The 22222-nt window shown below is 70.2% G+C and carries 18 protein-coding genes; 4 read left to right on the top strand and 14 right to left on the bottom strand.

Annotated elements, in window-relative coordinates:
- Window positions 1–18: 18 nt before the first annotated feature.
- Window positions 19–1230: a signal recognition particle-docking protein FtsY gene (gene ftsY / locus ACSMXV_RS29695; RefSeq protein WP_473174235.1), complete on the bottom strand. Its 1212-nt coding sequence runs from the start codon at window positions 1228–1230 to the stop codon at window positions 19–21.
- Between the two features lie 156 nt (window positions 1231–1386).
- Between ftsY and ACSMXV_RS29690 the strand changes: the two genes are divergently transcribed.
- Together ACSMXV_RS29690 and ACSMXV_RS29685 are read left to right on the top strand one after the other, a co-directional pair.
- Window positions 1387–2832 (top strand): purine-cytosine permease family protein, encoded by a 1446-nt coding sequence (locus ACSMXV_RS29690; RefSeq protein ID WP_473174234.1) that lies wholly within the window; start codon window positions 1387–1389, stop codon window positions 2830–2832.
- A 91-nt stretch (window positions 2833–2923) separates the two neighbouring features.
- Entirely contained in the window at window positions 2924–3895 is a 972-nt protein-coding gene (locus ACSMXV_RS29685; protein ID WP_473174233.1) for an LLM class flavin-dependent oxidoreductase, read from the top strand.
- A gap of 86 nt (window positions 3896–3981) precedes the next feature.
- On the opposite strand, the gene ACSMXV_RS29680 is transcribed toward ACSMXV_RS29685, so the two are convergent.
- From ACSMXV_RS29680 to ACSMXV_RS29665, 4 genes are all read right to left on the bottom strand, one after another.
- Window positions 3982–5400, bottom strand: a complete 1419-nt coding sequence (locus ACSMXV_RS29680) for a sugar porter family MFS transporter (protein ID WP_473174232.1) — start codon at window positions 5398–5400, stop codon at window positions 3982–3984.
- A 304-nt stretch (window positions 5401–5704) separates the two neighbouring features.
- Entirely contained in the window at window positions 5705–9538 is a 3834-nt protein-coding gene (locus ACSMXV_RS29675) for an AAA family ATPase (protein WP_473174231.1), read from the bottom strand.
- A gap of 351 nt (window positions 9539–9889) precedes the next feature.
- The gene (locus tag ACSMXV_RS29670) at window positions 9890–10102 is read right to left on the bottom strand and encodes a hypothetical protein (RefSeq protein ID WP_181655691.1); all 213 of its coding nucleotides are present in this window, start codon (window positions 10100–10102) and stop codon (window positions 9890–9892) included.
- A gap of 379 nt (window positions 10103–10481) precedes the next feature.
- Window positions 10482–10763 carry an acylphosphatase gene (locus ACSMXV_RS29665; protein ID WP_181655690.1) on the bottom strand — a complete coding sequence of 94 codons (282 nt, stop codon included), beginning with the start codon at window positions 10761–10763 and terminating at the stop codon, window positions 10482–10484.
- Window positions 10764–10892: 129 nt separating this feature from the next.
- Between ACSMXV_RS29665 and ACSMXV_RS29660 the strand changes: the two genes are divergently transcribed.
- Window positions 10893–11858, top strand: a complete 966-nt coding sequence (locus ACSMXV_RS29660; RefSeq protein ID WP_473174230.1) for a CAP domain-containing protein — start codon at window positions 10893–10895, stop codon at window positions 11856–11858.
- A gap of 80 nt (window positions 11859–11938) precedes the next feature.
- Window positions 11939–12361 (top strand): winged helix-turn-helix transcriptional regulator, encoded by a 423-nt coding sequence (locus ACSMXV_RS29655; protein WP_473174229.1) that lies wholly within the window; start codon window positions 11939–11941, stop codon window positions 12359–12361.
- Window positions 12362–12364: 3 nt separating this feature from the next.
- Here ACSMXV_RS29655 and mutM read toward each other — a convergent pair whose 3' ends face one another.
- The 9 genes from mutM to ACSMXV_RS29610 form a co-directional block, all read right to left on the bottom strand.
- Window positions 12365–13234 carry a bifunctional DNA-formamidopyrimidine glycosylase/DNA-(apurinic or apyrimidinic site) lyase gene (gene mutM / locus ACSMXV_RS29650; RefSeq protein WP_473174228.1) on the bottom strand — a complete coding sequence of 290 codons (870 nt, stop codon included), beginning with the start codon at window positions 13232–13234 and terminating at the stop codon, window positions 12365–12367.
- A gap of 352 nt (window positions 13235–13586) precedes the next feature.
- Window positions 13587–14402 carry a ribonuclease III gene (gene rnc, locus ACSMXV_RS29645; RefSeq protein WP_181866570.1) on the bottom strand — a complete coding sequence of 272 codons (816 nt, stop codon included), beginning with the start codon at window positions 14400–14402 and terminating at the stop codon, window positions 13587–13589.
- A 19-nt stretch (window positions 14403–14421) separates the two neighbouring features.
- The gene (rpmF, locus tag ACSMXV_RS29640; protein WP_028802425.1) at window positions 14422–14595 is read right to left on the bottom strand and encodes a 50S ribosomal protein L32; all 174 of its coding nucleotides are present in this window, start codon (window positions 14593–14595) and stop codon (window positions 14422–14424) included.
- 2 nt (window positions 14596–14597) lie between these two features.
- Window positions 14598–15236 (bottom strand): YceD family protein, encoded by a 639-nt coding sequence (locus ACSMXV_RS29635; RefSeq protein ID WP_181655904.1) that lies wholly within the window; start codon window positions 15234–15236, stop codon window positions 14598–14600.
- A gap of 260 nt (window positions 15237–15496) precedes the next feature.
- Window positions 15497–16636 (bottom strand): ATP synthase F0 subunit B, encoded by a 1140-nt coding sequence (locus tag ACSMXV_RS29630; RefSeq protein ID WP_473174227.1) that lies wholly within the window; start codon window positions 16634–16636, stop codon window positions 15497–15499.
- A gap of 98 nt (window positions 16637–16734) precedes the next feature.
- Window positions 16735–17214, bottom strand: coding sequence for a pantetheine-phosphate adenylyltransferase (coaD, locus tag ACSMXV_RS29625; RefSeq protein WP_473179101.1), 480 nt, complete (start codon window positions 17212–17214; stop codon window positions 16735–16737).
- 26 nt (window positions 17215–17240) lie between these two features.
- Window positions 17241–17825: a 16S rRNA (guanine(966)-N(2))-methyltransferase RsmD gene (rsmD, locus tag ACSMXV_RS29620; RefSeq protein ID WP_181655684.1), complete on the bottom strand. Its 585-nt coding sequence runs from the start codon at window positions 17823–17825 to the stop codon at window positions 17241–17243.
- 96 nt (window positions 17826–17921) lie between these two features.
- Window positions 17922–20111, bottom strand: a complete 2190-nt coding sequence (gene recG, locus ACSMXV_RS29615; protein ID WP_473174226.1) for an ATP-dependent DNA helicase RecG — start codon at window positions 20109–20111, stop codon at window positions 17922–17924.
- A gap of 116 nt (window positions 20112–20227) precedes the next feature.
- A complete protein-coding gene (locus ACSMXV_RS29610) occupies window positions 20228–22051 on the bottom strand; it encodes a DAK2 domain-containing protein (RefSeq protein WP_473174225.1) in 1824 nt (607 codons plus the stop codon).
- Between the last annotated feature and the right edge of the window lie 171 nt (window positions 22052–22222).

Genomic DNA, 22222 nt, shown 5'->3' with positions numbered 1-22222 from the left:
GCAACTTGGTAAGCGCGCTCACTCCCCGATGAGCGCGTCCACGAACGCCTCGGGCTCGAAGGGGGCCAGGTCGTCCGCGCCCTCGCCGAGGCCCACGAGCTTGACGGGCACGCCCAGCTCACGCTGGACCGCGACGACGATGCCGCCCTTCGCCGTGCCGTCGAGCTTGGTGAGCACGATGCCGGTGATGTCGACGACCTCGGCGAAGACGCGTGCCTGCACCAGGCCGTTCTGGCCGGTCGTGGCGTCCAGGACGAGCAGGACCTCGTCCAGCGGCGCGTGCTTCTCCACGACGCGCTTGACCTTGCCGAGCTCGTCCATCAGACCGGTCTTGGTGTGCAGCCGGCCCGCGGTGTCGATCAGCACGACATCGGCGCCCTCTTTGATGCCCTCCTTCACGGCGTCGTAGGCGACGGAAGCGGGGTCACCGGCCTCCGGGCCGCGCACGGTGCGGGCGCCGACGCGCTCGCCCCATGTCTGCAGCTGGTCGGCGGCGGCCGCGCGGAAGGTGTCCGCGGCGCCGAGCACGACGGACTTGCGGTCGGCGACGAGCACGCGCGCGAGCTTGCCGGTCGTCGTGGTCTTGCCGGTGCCGTTGACGCCGACGACCATGACGATGCCCGGTGTGTCCAGGGCGGACTCGGTGTTGACCGTGCGGTCGAAGTCGGTGCCGACGAGGTTCAGCAGCTCCTCGCGCAGCAGACCGCGCAGCCCTTCGGGCGTACGGGTGCCGAGCACCTTGACGCGCTCGCGCAGCCGCTCGACGAGCTCCTGGGTGGGGGTGACGCCGACGTCGGCGGTGAGGAGGATGTCCTCGATCTCCTCCCAGGTGTCCTCGTCGAGGTGCTCGCGCGAGAGCAGCGTGAGCAGTCCCTTGCCGAGCGCGTTCTGCGAGCGGGAGAGTCTGGCGCGCAGGCGCACCAGCCGTCCCGCGGTCGGCTCGGGGATCTCGATCTCGGGGGCGGCCGGGGCTGGGGGCTCCTCGACCACGACGGGCGCGGACGCCCCCGGCTCGACGAGCGGGAGGTCGACCTCCTCGATCGTGCGGCGGGGTTCGTCGCGCGGTGTCTCGGCCTCTTCGCCGACGTGCGGCTCGGCCGGAGGGGCGGTGATCTCGGGCGCGGTGGGCGGCGGGGGCAGCTGCTTCCTTCTGCGGCTGCCGACCACGAGCCCGCCGAGCGCGCCGACCACGACCACGGCGATGACTACAGCAAGGATGACGATGTCCATAACGCGTCCAGTATCGGCCATGGGCACCCGGGTCATGCCTTTGGACATTCCTCCAAGCACGTAAGCCGCTTGATGGGGCAACTCGGATTAACGTACGATGACGCCTCCCCCACCCGGCTCTCCTGCCGAGCCGAGCGAGAGGTACGACACCCCTTCATGAGCACCACCACCCCCTCTGAAGGCGCGCTCGAAACGCGCGGCATCGAACCCGTCCCCCACGCCGAGCGGCACGCCAGGACCCGTGAGCTGTTCCCCACCCGGGTGGCCGCCAACATCAGCGTCCTGCTGCTGACCATGGGTGCGGGCCTGGTCGTCACCGGCGGCCTCAACTTCTGGCAGATCCTCGTGGTCGCCGCGGTCTCGCCGATCCTCAGCTACGGGCTCGTCGGCCTGATATCCATCGCGGGCAAACGCGGCGGATCCCCCGGCATGACCCTGTCACGCGCCGTCTTCGGCCAGCGCGGCAACTTCTTCCCCGGCGCCCTGATCTGGGTCGCCCGCTGGGGCTGGGAGACGATCAACGCGGTGACCGGCGCGTATGCGATCCTCACCGTCCTCGACATCTGCTTCGGCGTCGAGAGCAGCGTGGCGCTGACCGTTGTCACGCTGGTCACATTCGTCGCCGGTACGTTCCTGATCAGCGGCCTCGGCCGCAAGGTGCTGCACGTCTGCAGCACCTGGTCCACATATCTCTTCGGCGCCTTCAGCGTCCTGGTGCTGGCGTATCTCGTGGCGAGCACCGACTGGTCCCAGGTCTTCGCCAAGCCCGCCGGATCCACGGCGATGATGGTCGCCGGCATCGGCACCCTCGCTGCCGGCGGCCTCAGCTGGGCGCCGTCCGCGCCGGACTTCACTCGCTACCTGCCGCGCACCGCCTCCAGCAGGGCCCTGGTCGGGCACTCGGTCGGCGGGGCGGGCATCGTCGTCCTGCCGCTCGTGCTGATGGGCGCGGTCATGGCGGTCAGCGTTCCCGACCTGTCGTCCGCATCGGACCCGGTGTCGTTCCTGGGCGAGCTGCTGCCGACGTGGATCGCGGTCCCGTATCTGCTGATGGCCCTGATCGGCATGCTGCTGATCAACTCGATGTCGATGTACTCGGCCGGCTTCACCGCGCAGACACTCGGGATCAAGGTCCCGCGCGCGTGGGCGGTCAGCGTCAATGCCGTGATCAGCCTGGTGCTCGGCTATCTGCTGATGAACGTGGCGACGAGCTTCATGGGGTCGTTCGTCTCGTTCCTCACCCTGCTCGCGGTGGCGTTCTCCGCGTGGATCGGCGTCTTCGGCGTCGACATGCTGCACAGGAGGACGTACGACGGTGAGGCGCTCATGGACACCGGGCGCACCAGCGCCTACTGGTACCGGGCCGGTTTCGCCTGGCAGGCGATGACCGCCTGGGGCGTCGCGCTCGTGGTGGGGCTGCTCTTCACGAAGGTCGACTGGTTCAGCGGCCCGCTGGCCACCTCCTGGGTCGGGCGCAACGGCCTGGGCTGGCTGGCCACCATCGTCGTCGCGGCCGCGCTGTACGCGGTGCTGCCGAAGGCGCCCGCCGCGGAGGTCCCCTCGGAGCGGGCGTCCGACGAGGCCGAACTCGTCGGCGTATGACCGCCTCCCGCAGCCATCTGACCCTGTTCATCTGATGCTCCGTCAGCTAACGTCCCCCATCGCCCGCCCATGGTGAAGGGGGACGTCAGCCATGCCCGTCACGGTCGTACGTTTCAATCTCGTGGATCCCGCCGCCACCCCGGCGTCGCTGAGTGCCCGATATCGCGCCGCGCTGGAGATGGCCGCGTACGCCGACGACCGCGGTGTCACCACAGTGCAGACCGAGGAGCACCACGGCGTCCCGAACAACTGGCTCCCGTCGCCCTTCGCCTTCGCCGGCGCGGTCTTCGGCGCCACCCGGCACATCGCCGTCACGGTGTCCGCGGTCATCGGCCCACTGCACGACCCGCTGCGGCTCGCGGAGGACATCGCCGTACTGGACCTGCTCAGCGCTGGTCGGCTGGTGACCGTGGTGGGAATCGGCTACCGGCCCGAGGAGTACGCGGCCTTCGACGTGGAGTGGAAGCGGCGGGGCCGGCTGCAGGACGAGCTGCTCGAGACGCTGCTCAAGGCGTGGACGGGAGAGCCGTTCGAGTTCCGTGGCCGCACGGTCCAGGTGACCCCGCGCCCGTACAACGAACCGCATCCGCTGGTGCTGGTCGGCGGCTCGTCGCAGGCCGCCGCGCGCAGGGCCGCCCGGCTGGGCCTGCCGTTCTTCCCCAGCGCGCACCTGCCGGAGCTGGAGGCGTACTACCAGGCACAGTGCGCCGAGTACGGTACCGAGGGGTTCTGCATGATGCCCGCCGCCGAGACCCCGCTGCTGCACATCGCCGAGGACCCGGACCGCGTGTGGGCCGAGTACGGCGAGCATTTCCTGCACGAGGCGCGTACGTACGCCTCCTGGCAGTCCTCGGACATCAAGTCCGCCGTGCGCTCGGCGGCGACGACGGTCGACGAACTGCGCGACGAGGGCGTCTACCGCGTCGTCACCCCTGACGAGTGCGTGGGCCTGGGCGCGGAGAACTACGTGCTGCATCCGCTCTGCGGTGGCATGCCCGTCGACGAAGGATGGCGCAGCCTGCACCTGTTCGCCGAGCAGGTGCTTCCGCGCCTGAAGGACTGAGTGGCCGCGCATGTGCGGCGCCGCCCCGGCTCGGGCAGAGGCCGAGCCGGAGCGGCGCAGGAGTCGAGGAGAGGGGCAGCGGGGACTTAGCCCATCTCCTCCAACGCCTTGCCCTTGGTCTCCTTCACGAACTTGAGCACGAAGGGGATCGAGAGCGCGGCGAAGATCGTGTAGATGATGTACGTCGCCGACAGGTTCCAGTCGGCCAGGGACGGGAACGTCGCGGTGATCGCCCAGTTGGCGATCCACTGGGCGGAGGCGGCCACGCCGAGCGCCGCGGCACGGATCTTGTTCGGGAACATCTCGCCGAGCAGGACCCAGACGACCACACCCCAGGAGAGGGCGAAGAAGAGCACGAACAGATGGGCTGCGACCAGGGCGACCCAGCCCTGGGTGCTCGGAAGCTTCCCGTCCACGAGGTCGTAACTGAAGGCCCAGGCCTCCAGCGCGAGACCGATGACCATACCCACGGAACCGATGAGCGCGAGCGGCTTACGGCCGATCCTGTCGACGAAGATCATGGCGATCACGGTGCCGACGATGTTGATGATCGACGTGGTGAACGAGTACAGGAAGGACGCCGCCGGGTTGACGCCGACCGACTGCCACAGCGTCGCCGAGTAGTAGAACGCCACATTGATGCCGACGAACTGCTGGAAGACGGAGAGCCCGATGCCGATCCAGACGATCGGCTTGAAGAGGAAACTGCCGCCGAGCAGGTCCTTGAACGTCGGCTTCTCCTCTCGGTGCATGGCGATCCGGATCTCCTCCACGCGGGCGTCGAGGTCGACGTCCTTGCCCTCGACCTCTTCGAGCACCTCACGGGCGCGCGCGTCCTTCCCCACCTCGATCAGATAGCGCGGCGACTCGGGGATGGCGAAGGAGAGCAGACCGTAGAGGATGGCCGGGATGACCATGACGCCCAGCATGACCTGCCAGGCCTCCAGGCCCATCAGCTGACCGCGCTGGTTGCCGCCCGCGGCGTTCAGGATGGCGTAGTTGACCAACTGCGAGACGGCGATGCCGACGACGATCGCGGCCTGCTGGAAGGAGCCGAGTCGTCCGCGGTACGCGGCGGGGGCCACCTCGGCGATGTAGGCGGGGCCGATGACGGACGCCATGCCGATGGCGAAGCCGCCCACGATCCGCCAGAAGGCCAAGTCATACAGGGCGAAGGGCAGCGCGGAACCGATGGCGCTGATGGTGAAGAGAATCGACGCGATCTGCATGCAGCGGATGCGCCCGATGCGGTCGGCGATCCGTCCGGCCGTGGCGGCACCGATGGCGCAGCCGATCAGCGCGATCGCGATCACTTGGGCGAGGGTCGCGGAGCCGATGTCGTAGCGATCCCGGATGGCCTCGACGGCGCCGTTGATCACGGCACTGTCGTAACCGAAGAGGAAGCCGCCCATCGCGGCCGCTGCCGCGATGAAGACGACATGTGCAAGATGCTCGGGATGAGCTTCCCTGGCTCCGGATGCCGGTGCCTTCTCTGCGCTGGTCACGTGAGTACTCCTCGGGCCACCGGCAGCGTTGCCGGGGGTGGGGCAGGCCCTTCCAGTGGGGCACAACTTTGGGCGGCCCACCACCTGAAGGTAAAAGCAACGCCGCAGAGAATATGCGTTCAATTTTTGAAGTCAACAGCTGGGGTAGCACTCGGGTAGCAGCGGACCTACCCGCAGGCCCACAGCCGGCTGCATTCAAGGCTTGAAATCAGAAGACGAGGCGACCTCGTGCGGCGACCTCGTGCTCCGCCGAGACATCGCAGGTCAGCGATGCCGCAAGCCTTTCAGCGATGCCGTGAGCCCCTCAGCGAAGCCGCTGACTGATCACCTTCGAGACGCCGTCGCCCTGCATCGACACGCCATAGAGCGCGTCCGCGACCTCCATCGTGCGCTTCTGGTGCGTGATCACGATCAACTGTGAGCTCTCCTGGAGCTCCTGCATGATCCGGATCAGCCGCTGCAGGTTCGTGTCGTCGAGCGCGGCCTCGACCTCGTCCATCACATAGAACGGGCTCGGCCGCGCCTTGAAGATCGACACCAGCAACGCCACCGCCGTCAGCGACCGCTCGCCGCCGGACAGCAGCGACAGCCGCTTGACCTTCTTCCCCGGAGGCCGCGCCTCCACATCGACGCCCGTGGTGAGCATGTTGTCGGGATCGGTCAGGATCAACCGGCCTTCGCCGCCCGGGAAGAGCCGCGAGAACACTCCCTCGAACTCACGAGCCGTGTCCCGGTACGCCTCGGTGAAGACCTGCTCGACGCGCTCGTCGACCTCCTTCACCACCTGCAGGAGATCAGCCCGCGTCTTCTTCAGGTCCTCCAGCTGCTCGGAGAGGAAATTGTGGCGTTCCTCCAGCGCTGCGAACTCCTCCAGCGCCAGCGGATTGACCTTTCCCAGCTGCTGATACGCCCGTTCGGCTGACTTGAGCCGCTTCTCCTGCTCGGCGCGGACGAAGCGCCGGGGCTGGTTGCGCGGATGCTCGGGGTCGTCGGGGAGTTCCTCGCCCTCGGCGGGGGGCGAGGGCGGCACGAGCTGGTCAGGACCGTACTCGGCGACAAGACCGGCCGGTTCCACACCCAGCTCCTCCAGTGCCTTCGCCTCCAGCTGCTCGATCCGCATCCGCTTCTCGGCGCCGAGTACCTCTCCTCGGTGCACTGAATCCGTCAACTTGTCGAGTTCCGCCTTGAGATCGCGGCCGGCGTTGCGCGCGACGGTCAGCTCCTGCTCCCGGTCCCCCTTGGCACGCTCGGCGACGGCGCGCTCCTCGTCGGCCCGCGCGAGGGACACCTCGACATGGGCCAGCAGCTGGCGCGCGCCGGAGCCCACGGCCTCGGCCACGGCGGCCTCGTGGCGCAGCCGGGCCCGCCGCTGTTCGGCACGCGCGCGTGCCTCCCGTTCCGCGCGGGCTGCCCGGTCGAGGGAGTCGGCCCGTCCGGCAAGCCCCTTGACCCGCTCCTCGTGCGTACGGACCTGGAGGCGGGCCTCCATCTCCGTCTGCCGGGCGTTGGCCCCGTCCGCCGCGAGCCGGTCGCGTACGGATGTGTCGGGCTCCTCCTCGACCGGCATCTCCTCGGCGACGGCCAGACGTTCGGCGAGTTCCTCGGCCTCCGCGACGGCCTTCTCCAGGGCCTCCTGGGCCTTCGCGGCAGCGGCGGCGCTCCGCTCGGCCTCGCCGGCCGCCCCACGCGCCTGCCCGGCGAGCCGGCCGAGCTGCTGCGCGACGGACGACTTCGCGCGGTCGGCGGCCCGCCGCCGCTCCCCGAGCTCCTCGACGAGCGCGGCGCGCTCCGTACGCCGCTCGGTGGCCTGATGCTGCTCGTCGGCCAGCTCCTCGCAGCGCACTGCGAGCTCTTCCAGCTCTGCCGCGGCCTCGTCGACCTGCGCCTGCACCTCCAGCAGGCTGGGCGCACCAGCGGAACCGCCGTGCGCGAAGTGCGCACCCAGCACGTCCCCTTCGGCGGTGACGGCGACCAGCTCCGGGTGGCCGTAGACGAAGTCCTCGGCATCGTCGAGGGTGCCGACGACGACCATGTCCCGCACAAGCCGCCGCACAGCGGGCAGCAGTTCATCCGGGCCGCGGATCAGCTCGGCGACGAGGGGCGCGTCACCGGGCCCACCCGCCGGCGTGCCCCCCGACCGTGTTCCGGCATCGGGCACCGCGGACCCGGATGTTCCGGCACCAGGCGATGCGGCATCCAAGGGATGGCCCACACCCCCCGGATCCACGCCACGCGCGCGTGCAGTCGCAGCAGCCTCCGGTTCCGGCGCTCCGCCGACGACCCGGTACGCCTCCGAGCCAGTGAGGCCCACTCCGCCCGGATCGTCCGCAGCACCAGGCGCCATGCCCTCCACTGTCCGCCCGTCGGCGGCCGGAACGCCGCCACGCGCGCGTGCGGCGCCGGCAGCCTCCGGTTCCGGCGCCCCGCCCAGCAGCATCGCCGCGCGGCCCGCGTCCTGTTTGCGCAGCAGGCGGATCGCTTCTGCTGCGGTCGACGGATTGGCCACGGCCACCGCGTCGGCAGCCGCACCGAGCGCGGCCGCCACCGCCACCTCGAACCCAGGGGCGACCGACAGCAGTTCCGCGGCCGGCCCCAGCAGCCCCGTCAGGCGGTCCTTCGCCCCCAGCAGCGCACCCGTACCGTCCTTGCGCCGCAACCCCAGCGCCAGGGCCTCACGCCTGGCGGCAAGGGCCGCGCGCTTGCGTTCTGCGGTGGTCGCCGCCTCTCGGGCAGCGGTCAGCGCGGCCTCGGCGTCGGCGAGCCCCCGTCGGGCCGCCTCGTGCTGCTCGGCGAGGACCGCATCGCCCTCGTCGAGCCCGTCGACCTCGGCCTTGAGCTGCTCGTACTCCTCCTGGGCGGCGACCGCACGCTCCTGCGCGCCGTCGCGGGCGGCGGCCAGCCGGTCGATCTCGGCCTGGGCGGATGCGGCGCGCGAACGGGCCGCGTTGACCTGGCCGTTCAGCCGGGCGAGTCCCTCACGCCGGTCGGCGATGGCCCGTGCCACGTCCTTGAGGCGGCGCTCCTCGACGGCCAACTCTCGCTCGAGCTCCGCCCGGTGGGCCACCGTGTCCTCGAGCGCCCGCTCGGCGGCCTCCAACGCGGCTTCGAGCTCCGCCTCCTGCTCACGGATACGCGCGGCCTCGCGCTCCATATCCTCGGGGTCCCTGCCGCGGCGCTCCTCGGCGGGCACGGATGTGGCGCTCTTGACCCGGGCGTCGGCCAGCGAGATCGTGCCGCGCACCCGCTCGGCGAGCTGCGACAGCTCGTACCAGGTCTGCTGGGCGCGTTGCAGACGCGGCGTCAGGCGGCGCACCTCGTCCTCCAGGTGCGCCTCCCGGGTGAGCGCGGCCTTCAACTCGGCCTCGGCCGCCTCCTTGCGCTGCTTGAGCGCGGCTTCGTCGGCGACCTCTGCCTGGAGCGCGTTGCGCAGCCGTACGAGATCGTCGGCGAGCAGCCGCAGCCGGGCGTCGCGGAGATCGGCCTGGATGACGGCGGCCCGGCGGGCGACGGCGGCCTGGCGTCCCAGCGGCTTGAGCTGGCGGCGCAGTTCGTCGGTCAGGTCCTGGACGCGGGCGAGGTTGGCCTGCATCGCGTCCAGCTTCCGCAGCGCCTTCTCCTTGCGCTTGCGGTGCTTGAGGACGCCGGCGGCCTCCTCGATGAACGCGCGGCGGCCCATCGGGTCGGCGTGCAGGACGGAGTCGAGCTGGCCCTGCCCGACGATGACGTGCATCTCGCGGCCGATGCCTGAGTCGGACAGCAGTTCCTGGATGTCGAGCAGCCGGCAGGTGTCGCCGTTGATCTGGTACTCGCTGCCGCCGTTGCGGAACATGATCCGCGTGATGGTGACCTCGGCGTACTCGATGGGCAGTGCGCCGTCGGAGTTGTCGATGGTCAGGGACACCTCGGCGCGGCCGAGCGGGGGCCGCCCGGTGGTGCCGGCGAAGATGACGTCCTCCATCTTGCCGCCGCGCAGCGACTTGGCACCCTGCTCACCCATGACCCAGCTCAGCGCGTCCACGACATTGGACTTGCCCGACCCGTTGGGGCCGACGACACAGGTGATGCCGGGCTCAAATCGCAGCGTGGTCGCCGAGGCGAACGATTTGAACCCGCGCAGGGTCAGGGCCTTGAGGTGCACGCCGCCGGACTCTACCTCTCTCCTGTCACCCGACACCGCTCCAGCACCGGGAATCCCCCTGGGCTGAACGCCCGGGAGGATCCCATCGCCCCTGTTGCCGCGGCGTCCGGCCTCTCTGCATGCGGGGAGGCGTCCAGCGCGTCACCCTCCGGGGCCCTGCCGTCTCACTCCATGAACTTGCATGAACTTGCGGTTTCATCGATGAAGGTGCAGGGCACATCAGACGTTAAGAATGCCGTCGGGTGTGCGGGGGACATCTGTACGAACAGTACTAAGGGACGCCGAAGCGTCCCTTGAGGTTTCTCAAGCGGTTGACACGGACAGCCTGACCAGCTTGTTCATCAGATGTGGTCAGGTGAGCGCAGGCTCCGCCTGGGGTACGTCGATGCTCTCCAGAAGCTGGTCGCCGTGGTGGTGAGAAGCGGCAGCCGCAAGTGCGTCGTTCTCGGCCTGGATCCGTACGAGCTCGGACTCCAGGTCCTGGACGCGCTGCTGAAGCCGTCGCATCTCGGCGAGAAGTCGCGGGTCAGAGCCGCCGACGTAACCGAGAAGCGCCTTTGCCATGATGGATGGTCCTCCACACTGAGTGACCGACCGAAGCGGTGTGGGTCGATGGGTCGTGAGGGAATCGCACCCGCGGTGCTTGACACTTTTCAGTTCAATGCTGCCGTTCTTACATGCCAAACAGCTGAGGTGCGCGGGGCTTCCAGCGTCTCACCAAAAAGTTTGACGGTCAACACGATCACGCCCCGCATCGGCGGGCAGCCCGGGGGCATGCGGCCGTAGAACGTGCGGCGCTGCCTCACTGCGGGGCCCTCAGGGCGTGGCGATCATCCTTCCCTGTGGAGCCTTCCACCGCAAGCGATTCTTGGCAACCACCAGGTCATTCCTGTCGGGGCGGGCGTCCGGAGCATGTCACGGGACCCCGGCCCGGGGGTTGGACTCAGCGAACGCCGAAGCCGTCGTAGCCGCCGCGCGGGGTGTCCCAGATCTCAGTGACCCCGTCGACTCTCCCGGGTGTGTCGCCGTTCCTCAGCCAGTCGAGCAGGCGCTCGCAGTCGGCCCGGCGGCCCTCGGCGACGACCTGGACCCGTCCGTCGCCCAGATTGAGAGCAAAACCACTCAGGCCGCCGATCTCCAGAGCCTTGGCCCGCGTGAACCAGCGGAAACCGACTCCCTGTACTCGTCCGCGTACCCATGCGGTGAGCCGGACATGTTCGTTCATGGGTGCACGCTAACCGGGCAATTGCTCAGGAGACACTTCGCCCTCTCGCGTCATGGGGTAGCGTCCCGATCCGTTGGACCTCACCCGTTCGGGTGCGCACGTTGACCGCGAGACGAGGAAGGCCAAGGCATGGGACGCCACCGACGCTCCGCCGCCGGCAGCGCCGCCACGAGCCGCGCTGCAGCGGGCACCGGTCTGTACGCTGACAGTCTGTACGCGGACGCATACGCGCCCACCGCGCCCAATCCCGTGGCCAACCGCTCCGGCGGAGGGTCGCACCGCCGCAGGAAGCGGGCAGCGGCACCGGTCCGTACGGGGCTGCTCGGCGTTTCCGCGGCCGTCGCCGTGGGTGCTGTCGCCATGGCTTCCGGCATACTGCCCGGCGGCGACAACTACCGGACCGGCGGGGGCAATCCCGACAAGGTCGAGGCCGCGGACTCCCCGTCGGAGCTGGAGACGCAGGGCGGCGGGAGCGCGAGCGCCGACGACCGCGAGACGGGCAACACGGGCCGCAGCACCGAGCGTTCCGCGTCGCCGTCCGCATCACCGTCGACGTCGTCGGCCAAGCCCTCGGCGACACCGTCACAGAAGCCGTCGGCCAAGGAGACCGGCTCGGGCGGCTCCGGCTCCGGGGCGACGACGACGAGCCCGTCGCGTACCGCCGACACCGAGAACGAGCAGCCCTCCTCCGGCTCCGGCTCGGGTGAGCAGTCCGCCGAGAGCGCCGCCGAGGCTCAGGTGCTGACGCTGGTCAACAAGGAGCGGGCCGAGGCCGGATGCAGCCCGGTGCGCGCGGACAACGCGCTGGCCACGCTGGCCGCGGAACTCAGCGAGGACATGGCCGAGCGAGGATTCTTCTCGCACACGGATCCGGACGGCGACTCACCGTGGGACCGCGCCGAGGCGGCCGGAATCTCCGATCTGGGCGGCGAGAACATAGCCCGCGGCCAGGCCAACGCCCAGTCCGTGATGGACGCCTGGATGAACAGCCCCGGCCACCGAGCCAACATCCTCAACTGCGAGTACGAGACCATGGGTGTCGGCGCCGTTTTCGAGTCGGGCGGCCCGTGGTGGACCCAGGATTTCGGCTTCTGATGCGTTACTGAGCCCCCTTGCCGCTAACTTTTCGATAGCGCGCACCCTTGGCTAGCGCTGTGCGGCAGTATGGTGGCGTCATGAAACCCATCGCGCAGGCCGAGGGCGCCGTGGACTGTCAGGACCTCGCGTTCGATGTGTTCTCCAGGCATTGCCCCTCGCGCGGCACGCTCGAACACGTCACCGGTCGGTGGGGTGCGCTCACCCTCGGTGCCCTGCACGAGGGCAGCTTCCGCTTCAACGAGCTGCGCCGCCGCGTGGACGGGGTCAGCGAGAAGATGCTCTCCCAGACGCTGCACGCGCTGGAGCGGGACGGCCTGGTGCACCGCGAGGCGCAGCCCACCAACCCGCCACGCGTGGACTACGAACTGACGCCCCTGGGCCGGGCGGTTGCCGAGCGCCTGACGGCTCTCATCCACTTCGTCGAGGGCCGGATGGACGAGGTGCTCGAAGCGCGTGCGTCGTACGACGCGAAGCGCAGCACCCTCGACGGCCGCGCGTAGCGCCTACGGAAGACGCCGCCTGGTGACCGGCAGGCGCTGACAGCGCGGGCAGAAGTAGCTGGAACGGTTCATCCAGGGGCGTCGGCGCATGATGGTGCCGCAGCGCCGGCACGGCTCGCCTTCCCGCCCGTATGCGTCCAGGGACCGGTCGAAGTAGCCCGACTCGCCGTTCACATTGACGTAGAGGCTGTCGAAGCTGGTGCCGCCGACGGCCAGCGCCGCGTTCATGACATCCCGGACATGGCCGAGGAGCTCGGTGGTACGGGGGCGGGTGAAGGTCGCGGTGGGGCGGTCGTAGTGCAGCTTGGCCCGCCACAGCGCCTCGTCCGCGTAGATGTTGCCCACGCCGCTGATCAGTGACTGGTCGAGCAGGGCGCGCTTGATCGTCGTACGGCGGCGGCGCAGCGCGGTGTGGAACGCGGCCTCGTCGAACTCGGGGTCCAGCGGGTCGCGCGCGATGTGCGCGATGACGTCGGGAAGACCGTCGAGGGTGTTCTCGTGCAGCGAGAGCCCGCCGAAGGTGCGCTGGTCGACGAACCGCAGTTCGGTCCCCAGGTCGTCGGCGAACCGGATCCGGATCCGCAGATGCTTCTCGTCGAGGGCCTCAGTCGGCTGGACGAGCAGCTGTCCGCTCATGCCGAGATGGGCGAGAACGGAGGTGTTCGTGTCGGCGAGCGGCAGCCACAGGTACTTGCCGCGGCGGCTCGGGGCGCCTATGACGTGGCCCTTGAGGCGGTGCGTGAAGTCGTCCGGGCCGCCGATGTGGCGTCGTACGGCGCGGGGGTGCAGGACCTCGGCGTCGGCGACGGTGCGGTGGGCTGTCCAGCGGGCGAGTCCGCGCCGTACGACCTCTACTTCGGGCAACTCTGGCACGGGTCTCCTCCGGAGTGGCTTGCCGACGACTGGGGCGCCGCCCCACGCGTCGGCAGCGTACCTCCGCGCCTGCGGTGCCGGCCGGGGACCCCTACGGCGCCCAGGTAATGCGCCTGCGCCCCGTACGTCGTGGATTGTGCCCACTCCCCAGCTACCGCTGGGAGGTGCCCCAAGTTCCACGGAACGACTGCAAACAACGGTCGCCTGGGCAGCCGCCCGCCAGCGCAGGGGAACAGGGGCAGGCGCCCGCGGGACGGAGCCGCACCCGGCAATAGCGCAAGGCACTGCCAGGCAGGCGCCGACCGCAAAGCGATGGGCGCGTGGGTCGTCAGACGACCCACGCGCCCAGCCGTCAGGCTGTCGTCGGGGCCGACGAAACGTCGGGGACCCCGTCGGAGGCGGCCGCTGTCGCGGCCTCCGTCTTCGCCCGCTCGTCCGCCGCCGCGCGAATCGCGCGCCACGCGGACTCCGCGGCCTGCTGCTCCGCTTCCTTCTTGCTGCGGCCGGTGCCGGTGCCGTACGAGACGCCTCCGACGCGGGCGGCAGCAGTGAAGGTCTTCTCGTGGTCGGGGCCGGTCTCCGTGACCAGGTACTCGGGTACGCCGAGGCCTTCGGTCGCGGTGAGCTCCTGGAGACTGGTCTTCCAGTCCAGGCCGGCTCCGAGATTCGAGGACTTCTCGATCAGCGGATCGAAGAGGCGGTGCACCAGCTCCGCCGCCACGTCCAGCCCCTGGTCGAGATAGACCGCGCCGATCACCGCTTCCAGCGTGTCGGCGAGGATCGAGGCCTTGTCCCTGCCACCCGTGCCTTCCTCGCCCCGGCCGAGCCGGACGAAGGCACCGAGATCGAGCCCGCGGCCCACCTCCGCCAGCGCACGCGAGTTGACCACCGCGGCCCGCAGCTTGGCCAGCTGGCCTTCGGGCAGGTCGGGGTGGGTGCGGTACAGCGTGTCCGTGACGACGAGGCCGAGCACCGAGTCCCCGAGGAACTCGAGCCGCTCATTCGTCGGCAGACCGCCGTTCTCGTATGCGTAGGAACGGTGGGTCAGCGCACGCACCAGAAGGGCGGACTCGAGCTTGTACCCGAGCCGCCCTTCCAGAAGCGTGTGGGACGAGGCCGTGTTGTCCGCCTTGTTCTTGACGGTCGATTCCGCCTTGGCGTCAGACATCGCGCCTCTCACCAGCCGCTCAGACCTCGAGGACCTGGCGCTTGTTGTAGGTGCCACAAGCGGGGCACGCGATGTGCTGCTGCTTGGGCTCGTGGCAGCGCTCGCACGCAACCAGGGTGGGGACCGCAGCCTTCCACTGCGACCGGCGGTGGCGCGTGTTGCTGCGCGACATCTTCCGCTTCGGAACAGCCACGGCTACTTCTCCTGCTTCTCGTCGACGCCCGCTTCGGCGCCGCTCATCTCGTCCTTCTCGCCGTCCTGAATGGTCTCGGCGAGTCCCTGCAGTGCCGCCCAACGGATGTCGACGGCGTCATGGTGGTGGTCCGGGTCGTCCGCCAGCCGCGCTCCGCACTGGGAGCACAGACCCGGGCAGTCTTCCTGGCACACCGGCTGCATCGGCAGTGCGAGCACCACCGCATCGCGCAGCACGGGCTCGAGGTCGAACAGGCCGTCCTCGATAAAGAGCCTGTCCTCGTCGTCCTCGGCGTCGTCGCCCGGTTCCGCGATCACACGGCCCCGGTCGTCGGCGTCAGGGTACGAGAACATCTCCTGGAAGTCCGCTTCGAGCTCCAGCCCGAGCGGCTCCAGACACCTTACGCACTCCCCCTCGGCGCGCGCACGGGCGGTCCCTGTGACGAGCACCCCTTCCATGACCGACTCCAGCCGGAGTTCGAGCTCGACCGGAGCGCCTTCCGGCACTCCGATCACTCCCTGGAGACCGAAGTCCTTGGGAGCGTCGATCGTGCGGGTCAGGCGCTGAAGCGCACCAGGACGCCGCCCCAGCTCGTGTGTGTCGAACACGAGGGGGTTGCGGTGGTCGAGGCGGGCGTTCAGGGCCGTTCCTGCTTTCGATCGTCGAAGGTCGGGGGAGAGCCGCTCCGTCGTGGCCTCACCGGAATGAGGACCCGACGTTCGAGCAGCACGGATCGCGGGCGGTCTGCGAAGTCAGCGCAGCGCAAGCGCGACCGAAGAGCCAGGATACTGGACCTTTCGCTCTCGACCCAATCCGCACTTCGCCGGCCCCCCGGCCCGGGAACGGCGTGGGCTTGGACCGACCGGCAAATGGGACGCCGCCCCTCATTCGCCGGTCGGTCTTAGCGCCCCTGTTCGTACTGGCGCAGCTGCTCCGCGCTGATCATGCTCGTGTCGAAGAGGCTGGTCTCGTCGAGTGCGGCCGTCCCGTCCCCCGGCCGGCCGTGGTTGTATCCCTGATCCTCGCCCTGCCCCGGGTCGTACGCCTGCTGCGGCTGCTGCCCGCTCTGGTCGTAGGCCTGCTGGTAGCCGTACGGGTCCTGCTGCCCGTAGGGCTGCTGGTAGCCGTACTGGTCCTGCTGCTGGTACGCGTAGGGGTCCTGCTGGATGGGGGCACCTCCCGCTCGAGCGAAGCCGGGAGTGGGCGAGTACGCATCCTGCTGCTCGTAGGGCTGCTGGGCCGGGATGTGTACGTCGGCCGCCGACCCGGACTGCGCTGGGGCGGACTGGGGCTGCGAGCCGAACGGAGAGGGCTCGGCCGGGTCTGCCAGCTGTGCGAGGTCCGCCAGGTACTCGGCGTCGCTGGTGTGCTGATGCGCCAGGCCGTCGGGGCCGAGCGCGCCCAGATCGTCGGTGGCGATGCGGCCGTGGAGCTTCTGCCGGCCGCGGCCGACCGCCTCCAGCGTCTTGGCGAGCACCGCCTCGAAGGCGCCCAGCTTCACGTCCACGTACTGGTCGGCGGTGCGGCGCAGGGTCTCGGGGTCGTGGCTGCGCTGGGGGGCGTCCTCGTCCTCGTAGCCCTGCTCGTCGACGCCCGGTCCTGTGCCCAGCAGCTTCTCGCGGCCGCGGCCGACGGAGCCGAGGGTCTTGTTGAGGACCACCTCGAAGTTGGCGAGCTTGGAGTCGACGTAGTCGTCGGCCTCGGCGCGGATCTCCTCGGCCGCCTTGCGGGCCTCGTCGAGGATGCGCTCCGCCTCGCTCTGCGAGCGCCGGGCGATCTCCGTGTCGGAGATCAGCGAACCGCGCTCGGCGTGCGCGCTCTCGATGATCCGCTCGGCCTCCTGGCGGGCCTGCTCGACCATCTGCTCGCGGTCGCCGATGAGCTCCTGGGCCTGCGCCAGGGAGCCGGGCAGCGCCTGACGTACTTCCTCGAGCATCGAGAGCAGCTCGGCACGGTTCACCACGCAGGAGGCCGACATGGGCATGGAGCGGGCATTGCCGACCGCCGCGACGATCTCATCGAGCTTCTTCTGCACGTCCACCGGCGCTCGCCACTCTCTACAGCTGTGTTGAAGACGGACAAGGTGACTGTACGGGCAGTCCGCTGCGGCCCGACACCGGGTGACGGTCAGTCAGGGCTTCAGTCCTTGCCGAGGCGCTTCTTGAGGGCCTCCAGGACCACTGGCGGCACCAGGTGGGCGACGTCGCCGCCCCAGGTCGCGACCTCCTTGACGAGCGAGGAGGAGAGGAAGCTGTAGGTGGGGTTGGTCGGGACGAAGAGCGTCTCGACGCCGGTGAGGCCGTTGTTCATCTGGGCCATCTGCAGCTCGTAGTCGAAGTCGCTGACGGCGCGCAGGCCCTTGACGATGGCCGGGATGTCGCGCTCCTTGCAGAAGTCGACGAGGAGGCCGTGGAAGGACTCGACCTCGACGTTGCCGAACTCGGCGGTGACCTCGCGGATCAGCTCGATCCGCTCCTCGATGGTGAACAGGCCCTTCTTGGACTGATTGATCATCACCGCGACGTGCACCACGTCGTAGAGCTTGGAGGCTCGGGCGATGATGTCGAGGTGTCCGTTGGTGATGGGGTCGAACGACCCCGGACAGACGGCGCGGCGCAACTTGAGTCCCTCGCTCTCCGGTCCGGTCATGGTGCGTCTTCGCACGTAGAGGCGGCGCGACCGTACCAAAAGGTCCCCTCGCCGTAACGACGGGCCCTGATCGCTTCGAAGCCGTCAGGCCACCTGAATTCGCCGCCCCTGGTGCTGCGCTCCACGGTGACGAGGGCGTCGGCCGCGAGCCAGCCCCCGGTGCGGAGTGTGAGCAGAATCTCGCGAAGATCGTCGTCTGAGACGGCGTACGGCGGGTCGAGAAAGACCAGGTCGTACGGGTCGGAGGGGGCCGGTCCCGCGATGATCTGGGCGGCTTTTCCGGTACGTACGTCTGCTCCCGGAAGTCCCAGAGTGCGCACGTTCTCGCGGACGGTGCGGGCGGCTCGGCCGTCGGCCTCGACGAGAAGGGCGTGTGTGGCACCGCGGGACAGCGCCTCAAGCCCGACGGCCCCCGAACCGGCGTACAGATCGGCTATCCGGACGCCTTCGAGCGGGCCCATGAGGGACTCCCACGTGGAGAAGAGGCCCTCGCGTGCGCGGTCGGATGTGGGGCGGGTGCCGTTGCCCGGCGGTACGGCGAGGCGGCGTCCGCCGGCCCGGCCGGCGATCACGCGGGTCATCTCTGTCCTTGTCGGAGTACGTGCGCGTTGGTCACGCATTCAGTTTCCCAGCCCCCGTGCCTCCATTCTGTCAGTCCTCACCTGGGTGCGGCTCTGTCAGCCCTTGTCCAGGTACTGCTCGCGCTCCTCGTCGAGCAGTGCGTCCAGGGCCGTGCGCAGGCCGGGGAGATGCTCGAGCTCCGGGTCCTGGGCGACGACGGCTGCCGCTTCCTCGCGGGCCTCGGCGATGATCTCCTCGTCGTCGATGACGGTGAGCATCCGCAGGGAGGAGCGGACGCCGGACTGGGCCTGGCCGAGGACGTCGCCCTCGCGGCGCTGCTCCAGGTCGATACGGGAGAGCTCGAAGCCGTCCAGTGTCGCTGCGACGGCATTGAGCCGGGCCCTGGCAGCGCTCGCCTCGGGCATCTCGGAGACCAGCAGGCACAAGCCCGGGGCCGAGCCACGGCCTACGCGGCCGCGCAGCTGGTGGAGCTGGGAGACGCCGAAGCGGTCCGCGTCCATGATCACCATCGCCGTGGCGTTCGGGACGTTCACCCCCACCTCGATGACCGTCGTCGCGACCAGGACGTCCGTCTCGCCGGCGGCGAAGCGGCGCATCACGGCGTCCTTGTCGTCGGGCTGCATACGGCCGTGCAGGATCTCGACCTTGAGGCCCTTCAGAGGGCCCTGTGCGAGCTGCTCGGCGACGTCCAGCACAGCGAGCGGCGGGCGCTTCTCCGCCTCGTCCTCCGGCGTCTTCTTCTTGCTCTTGGCCTCCGGTTCCTCGTCTCCGATGCGCGGGCACACGACGTATGCCTGGTGGCCCTGGTCCACCTCCTCACGCACGCGCTCCCAGGCGCGCGCGAGGAAGTGCGGCTTGTCCTGGGCCGGTACGACATGGCTGGCGATCGGCGAGCGTCCGGCGGGGAGCTGATCGAGGACCGAGGTCTCCAGGTCGCCGAAGACCGTCATCGCGACCGTGCGCGGGATGGGCGTCGCGGTCATGACGAGGAGGTGCGGCGGCTGCTTGCCCTTGCCGCGCAGGGCGTCGCGCTGCTCCACACCGAAGCGGTGCTGCTCGTCGACGACGACCAGGCCGAGGTCGTGGAACTGGACCTTGTCCTCGATCAGGGCGTGGGTGCCGATGACGATTCCGGCCTCACCTGTGACCAGGTCCAGGAGGGCCTGGCGGCGGGCCGCCGCGCCCATGGACCCGGTCAGCAGGACGACCTTGGTGGCCTGCTCGGCGCCGCCCAGCATCCCTCCCTCTGCCAGCTCGCCCATCATCTCGGTGATCGACCGGTGGTGCTGTTGGGCCAGGACTTCCGTGGGCGCGAGCATCGCGGCCTGGCCGCCCGCGTCGACGACGGCGAGCATCGCGCGCAGAGCCACCATCGTCTTACCCGAACCGACCTCGCCCTGGAGGAGGCGGTGCATCGGGTGCTCGGTGGCCAGGTCGTCGAAGATCTCCTTGGAGACCTTCTCCTGGCCCTCCGTGAGCGTGAAGGGCAGCCTGGCGTCGAAGGCGGCGAGCAGGCCGTCCGGCTTGGGCTTGCGTGCCACAGCGGGGAGCTGGGTGTCCGCGTACCGCCGCCGGGCCAGGGCGACCTGGAGCACGAACGCCTCGTCCCACTTCAGGCGCGCGCGGGCGTCCGCGATGTCCGCCTTGGTGTGCGGCCGGTGGATCTTGAGAAGTGCCTCGGGGAGCGGGACCAGTCCGCGCCCCTCGCGCAGGGCGGGTGGCAGCGGATCGACCGCATCTTGGGCGCTGGGCAGCACCGTGTCCACCGACTTGGCGATCTTCCAGGACTCCAGCTTCGCCGTGGCCGGGTAGATCGGGATGAGCGCTCCGGCCCACGAGTCCACGGTCTCGTCGTCCTCGCCGCCGCGCAGCAGCTGGTATGCGGGGTGCGCCAGCTGGAGTCGGCGGTTGAAGACGGAGACCTTGCCCGCGAACATCGCGCGCGTGCCGGGCAGCAGGTCCTTGTGGGGCTTGTGCACGCCCTTGCCGAAGAAGACCAGCTGCAGCTGGCCGCTGCCGTCGGTGATGACCACCTCGAGGCGCTGGCCGCTGCCGCCCCTGAACTTCATGATCCGGGCGCTCGCGACCTGCGCGACCACCGTGACGTGCTCGTCCAGCGGGAGGTCGGCAAGGCGCGTGAGCTCGCCCCGCTCGGCATACCGCCGGGGGTAGTGGTGCAGCAGGTCGCCGACCGTGTGCAGGCCGAGGTGCTCGGCCATCACCTTCGCTGTGGCGGGGCCGATCACTTTCTTCAGGGATTCTTCGAGCACGGGCACGAGATCCATTGCACACCACGGCACTGACAAAGCCGTAGACGTCCGGGGAATCCGCGGCGCAGGCGGGCAACGCCGCAGATGTGCGTGCCCAGCCCCGCGACGCCACCCCCATTGGCCGGACGGTCTTACTCGACGCCGATCAGCATCGGTGCCGCCTGCCGGCCGCCGCGGTAGACCACCGTGTCGACGGCCAGGTAGTTCTCGCGTACGTGCTGTTCAAGGACGTCGGCCGTGGCATCGGGTACGTCGTCGCCGAGGACGAGCGTGACCATCTCACCTCCCGCGGCCAGCATGCGGTCGAGGACCGTTTCCGCGACGGCCGCGACCTCGGAGCCGATCACGGCGACATCGCCGTCGATCAGCCCCAGCACGTCGCCGGCCTGGCAGATGCCGGCCATGGTCCAGGACTGCCGCTCCGCGACGACGACTTCGGCGTGCCGGGTCGCTCCGGCCGCCGAGGTCATCGCGACGACGTCCTCGTCGAAGCGGCGGTCCGGCTCGTGGACGGCGAGGGCGGCGATGCCCTGGACGGCTGAGCGGGTGGGGATCAGTGCGACGCGCAGGCCCTCGGAGCGGGCCTGCTCCGCCGCCGCCGCCGCGGTGTGGCGCAGCTCGGCGTCGTTGGGCAGCAGCACCACCTCGCGCGCGTGGGCGTGCCGGATGGCGTCGACGAGCTCGCCGCTCGCGGGCCGCTCCCCCGGGCTCACCGGCACTGTCGTCGCCCCGGCCTCGGCGTACAGAACCCGCAGGCCCTCGCCCGGCACGACCGCCACGATGGCGCGCTGCGCCCGCTCCCGGGGCGGCTGCGCGGCGGATGCCGTGTGTGCGTCCTCCGCGCCGAAGTGTGTGATGCGGATCCGGTAGGGCCGCCCGGCCTCGATGCCGGCCTCGACGGCGGCGCCCGCGTCGTCGACGTGTACGTGGACGTTCCACAGGCCGTCGCCGCCGACGACGACGAGGGAGTCCCCGAGGGCGTCGAGCCGGGTGCGCAGCACGGCCACGGCCGCGTCGTCGGCCTCCAGCAGGTAGATCACCTCGAATGCCGGGCTCGCCCCGTCCGCCGGACCGTCCGGGCAGGCCTCCGCCGCGTCCACGCGCGCGTGGGGCTGGCGGTCCACCCGCGTGTGGGGGCCGCGACTGTGCTTCTCTGCGGCTGAGGACGGGCCTGCCACGCGCGCGTGCAGCGCGTCCGCCGGCGTCGGCGGCTCCCCCGTGAAGGTCTGGACGAGTGCGCCGAGGAGCGCCACAAGGCCCCGCCCGCCCGCATCGACCACGCCCGCCTGCCCGAGCACCGCCAGTTGCCCGGGAGTGGCGTCGAGCGCCGCCCACGCCCCCTTGTAGGCGGCTCGCGCCACCGTCGCGCAGTCGCCCTCGGCCCCCTCGGCCGCATCCGCAGCCGCGGACGCCACCGTCAGGACGGTGCCCTCGACGGGGTGCGCCACGGCTTCGTACGCGGACTCCGCCGCCCGCCGCAGCGCCAGCCGCAGACCGGGCCCGTCGGCGTGAGACGTCTCACTCTCCGTGTTCCCAGCGGCCTGGCTTTCCGCGGACCCTGTGGCGGGTGCCTGCGCCGCCCCTCCCGCCGCGCTCGCCGCAGGCGAGGCTCCGGCACGCGGGTTCCCCGCGGCCAGCACCTGGGCCATCCCGCGCAGCAGCTGCGCCACGATCGTGCCGGAGTTCCCGCGGGCCCCGATCAGCGCGCCGTGGGCCATGGCGCGCATCGCCTCGGCCGTGGAGGGCTGCTCCGGTTCGAGGCCCCCGAACACCGCCTCGACGGCCTGGGCCGCCGACTCGACGGTCAGATACAGGTTCGTGCCGGTGTCGCCGTCCGCGACCGGATAGACGTTGATCGCGTCGATCTCCTCGCGGGCCCGTCCGAGGGCTTCCAGGGCCAGACCGCACCAGGCGCGCACAGCGACAGCGTCGAACCTCTGCGGCACCTGCGGCACCTGCGCCTCCTCGTCGAGCAGCTGGACTGGGACGCAGCGTAGACCCCGGACGGCCCCCTTCCGGAAGAGGGCCGGGGCGGTGGCCGGGGGCGAGGGTGTGGAGCAGAGGCCGCAGCAGCCATGGTAATTTCGTTGTACCGAGGCAGCCGTTGTATGCTGCTCCGGTTGCCC

It is taken from the genome of Streptomyces sp. DSM 42067 (genome assembly GCF_055792885.1).
Note: the sequence above shows the minus strand (reverse complement) of the source record. Positions and strands in the feature narration are given on the sequence as shown.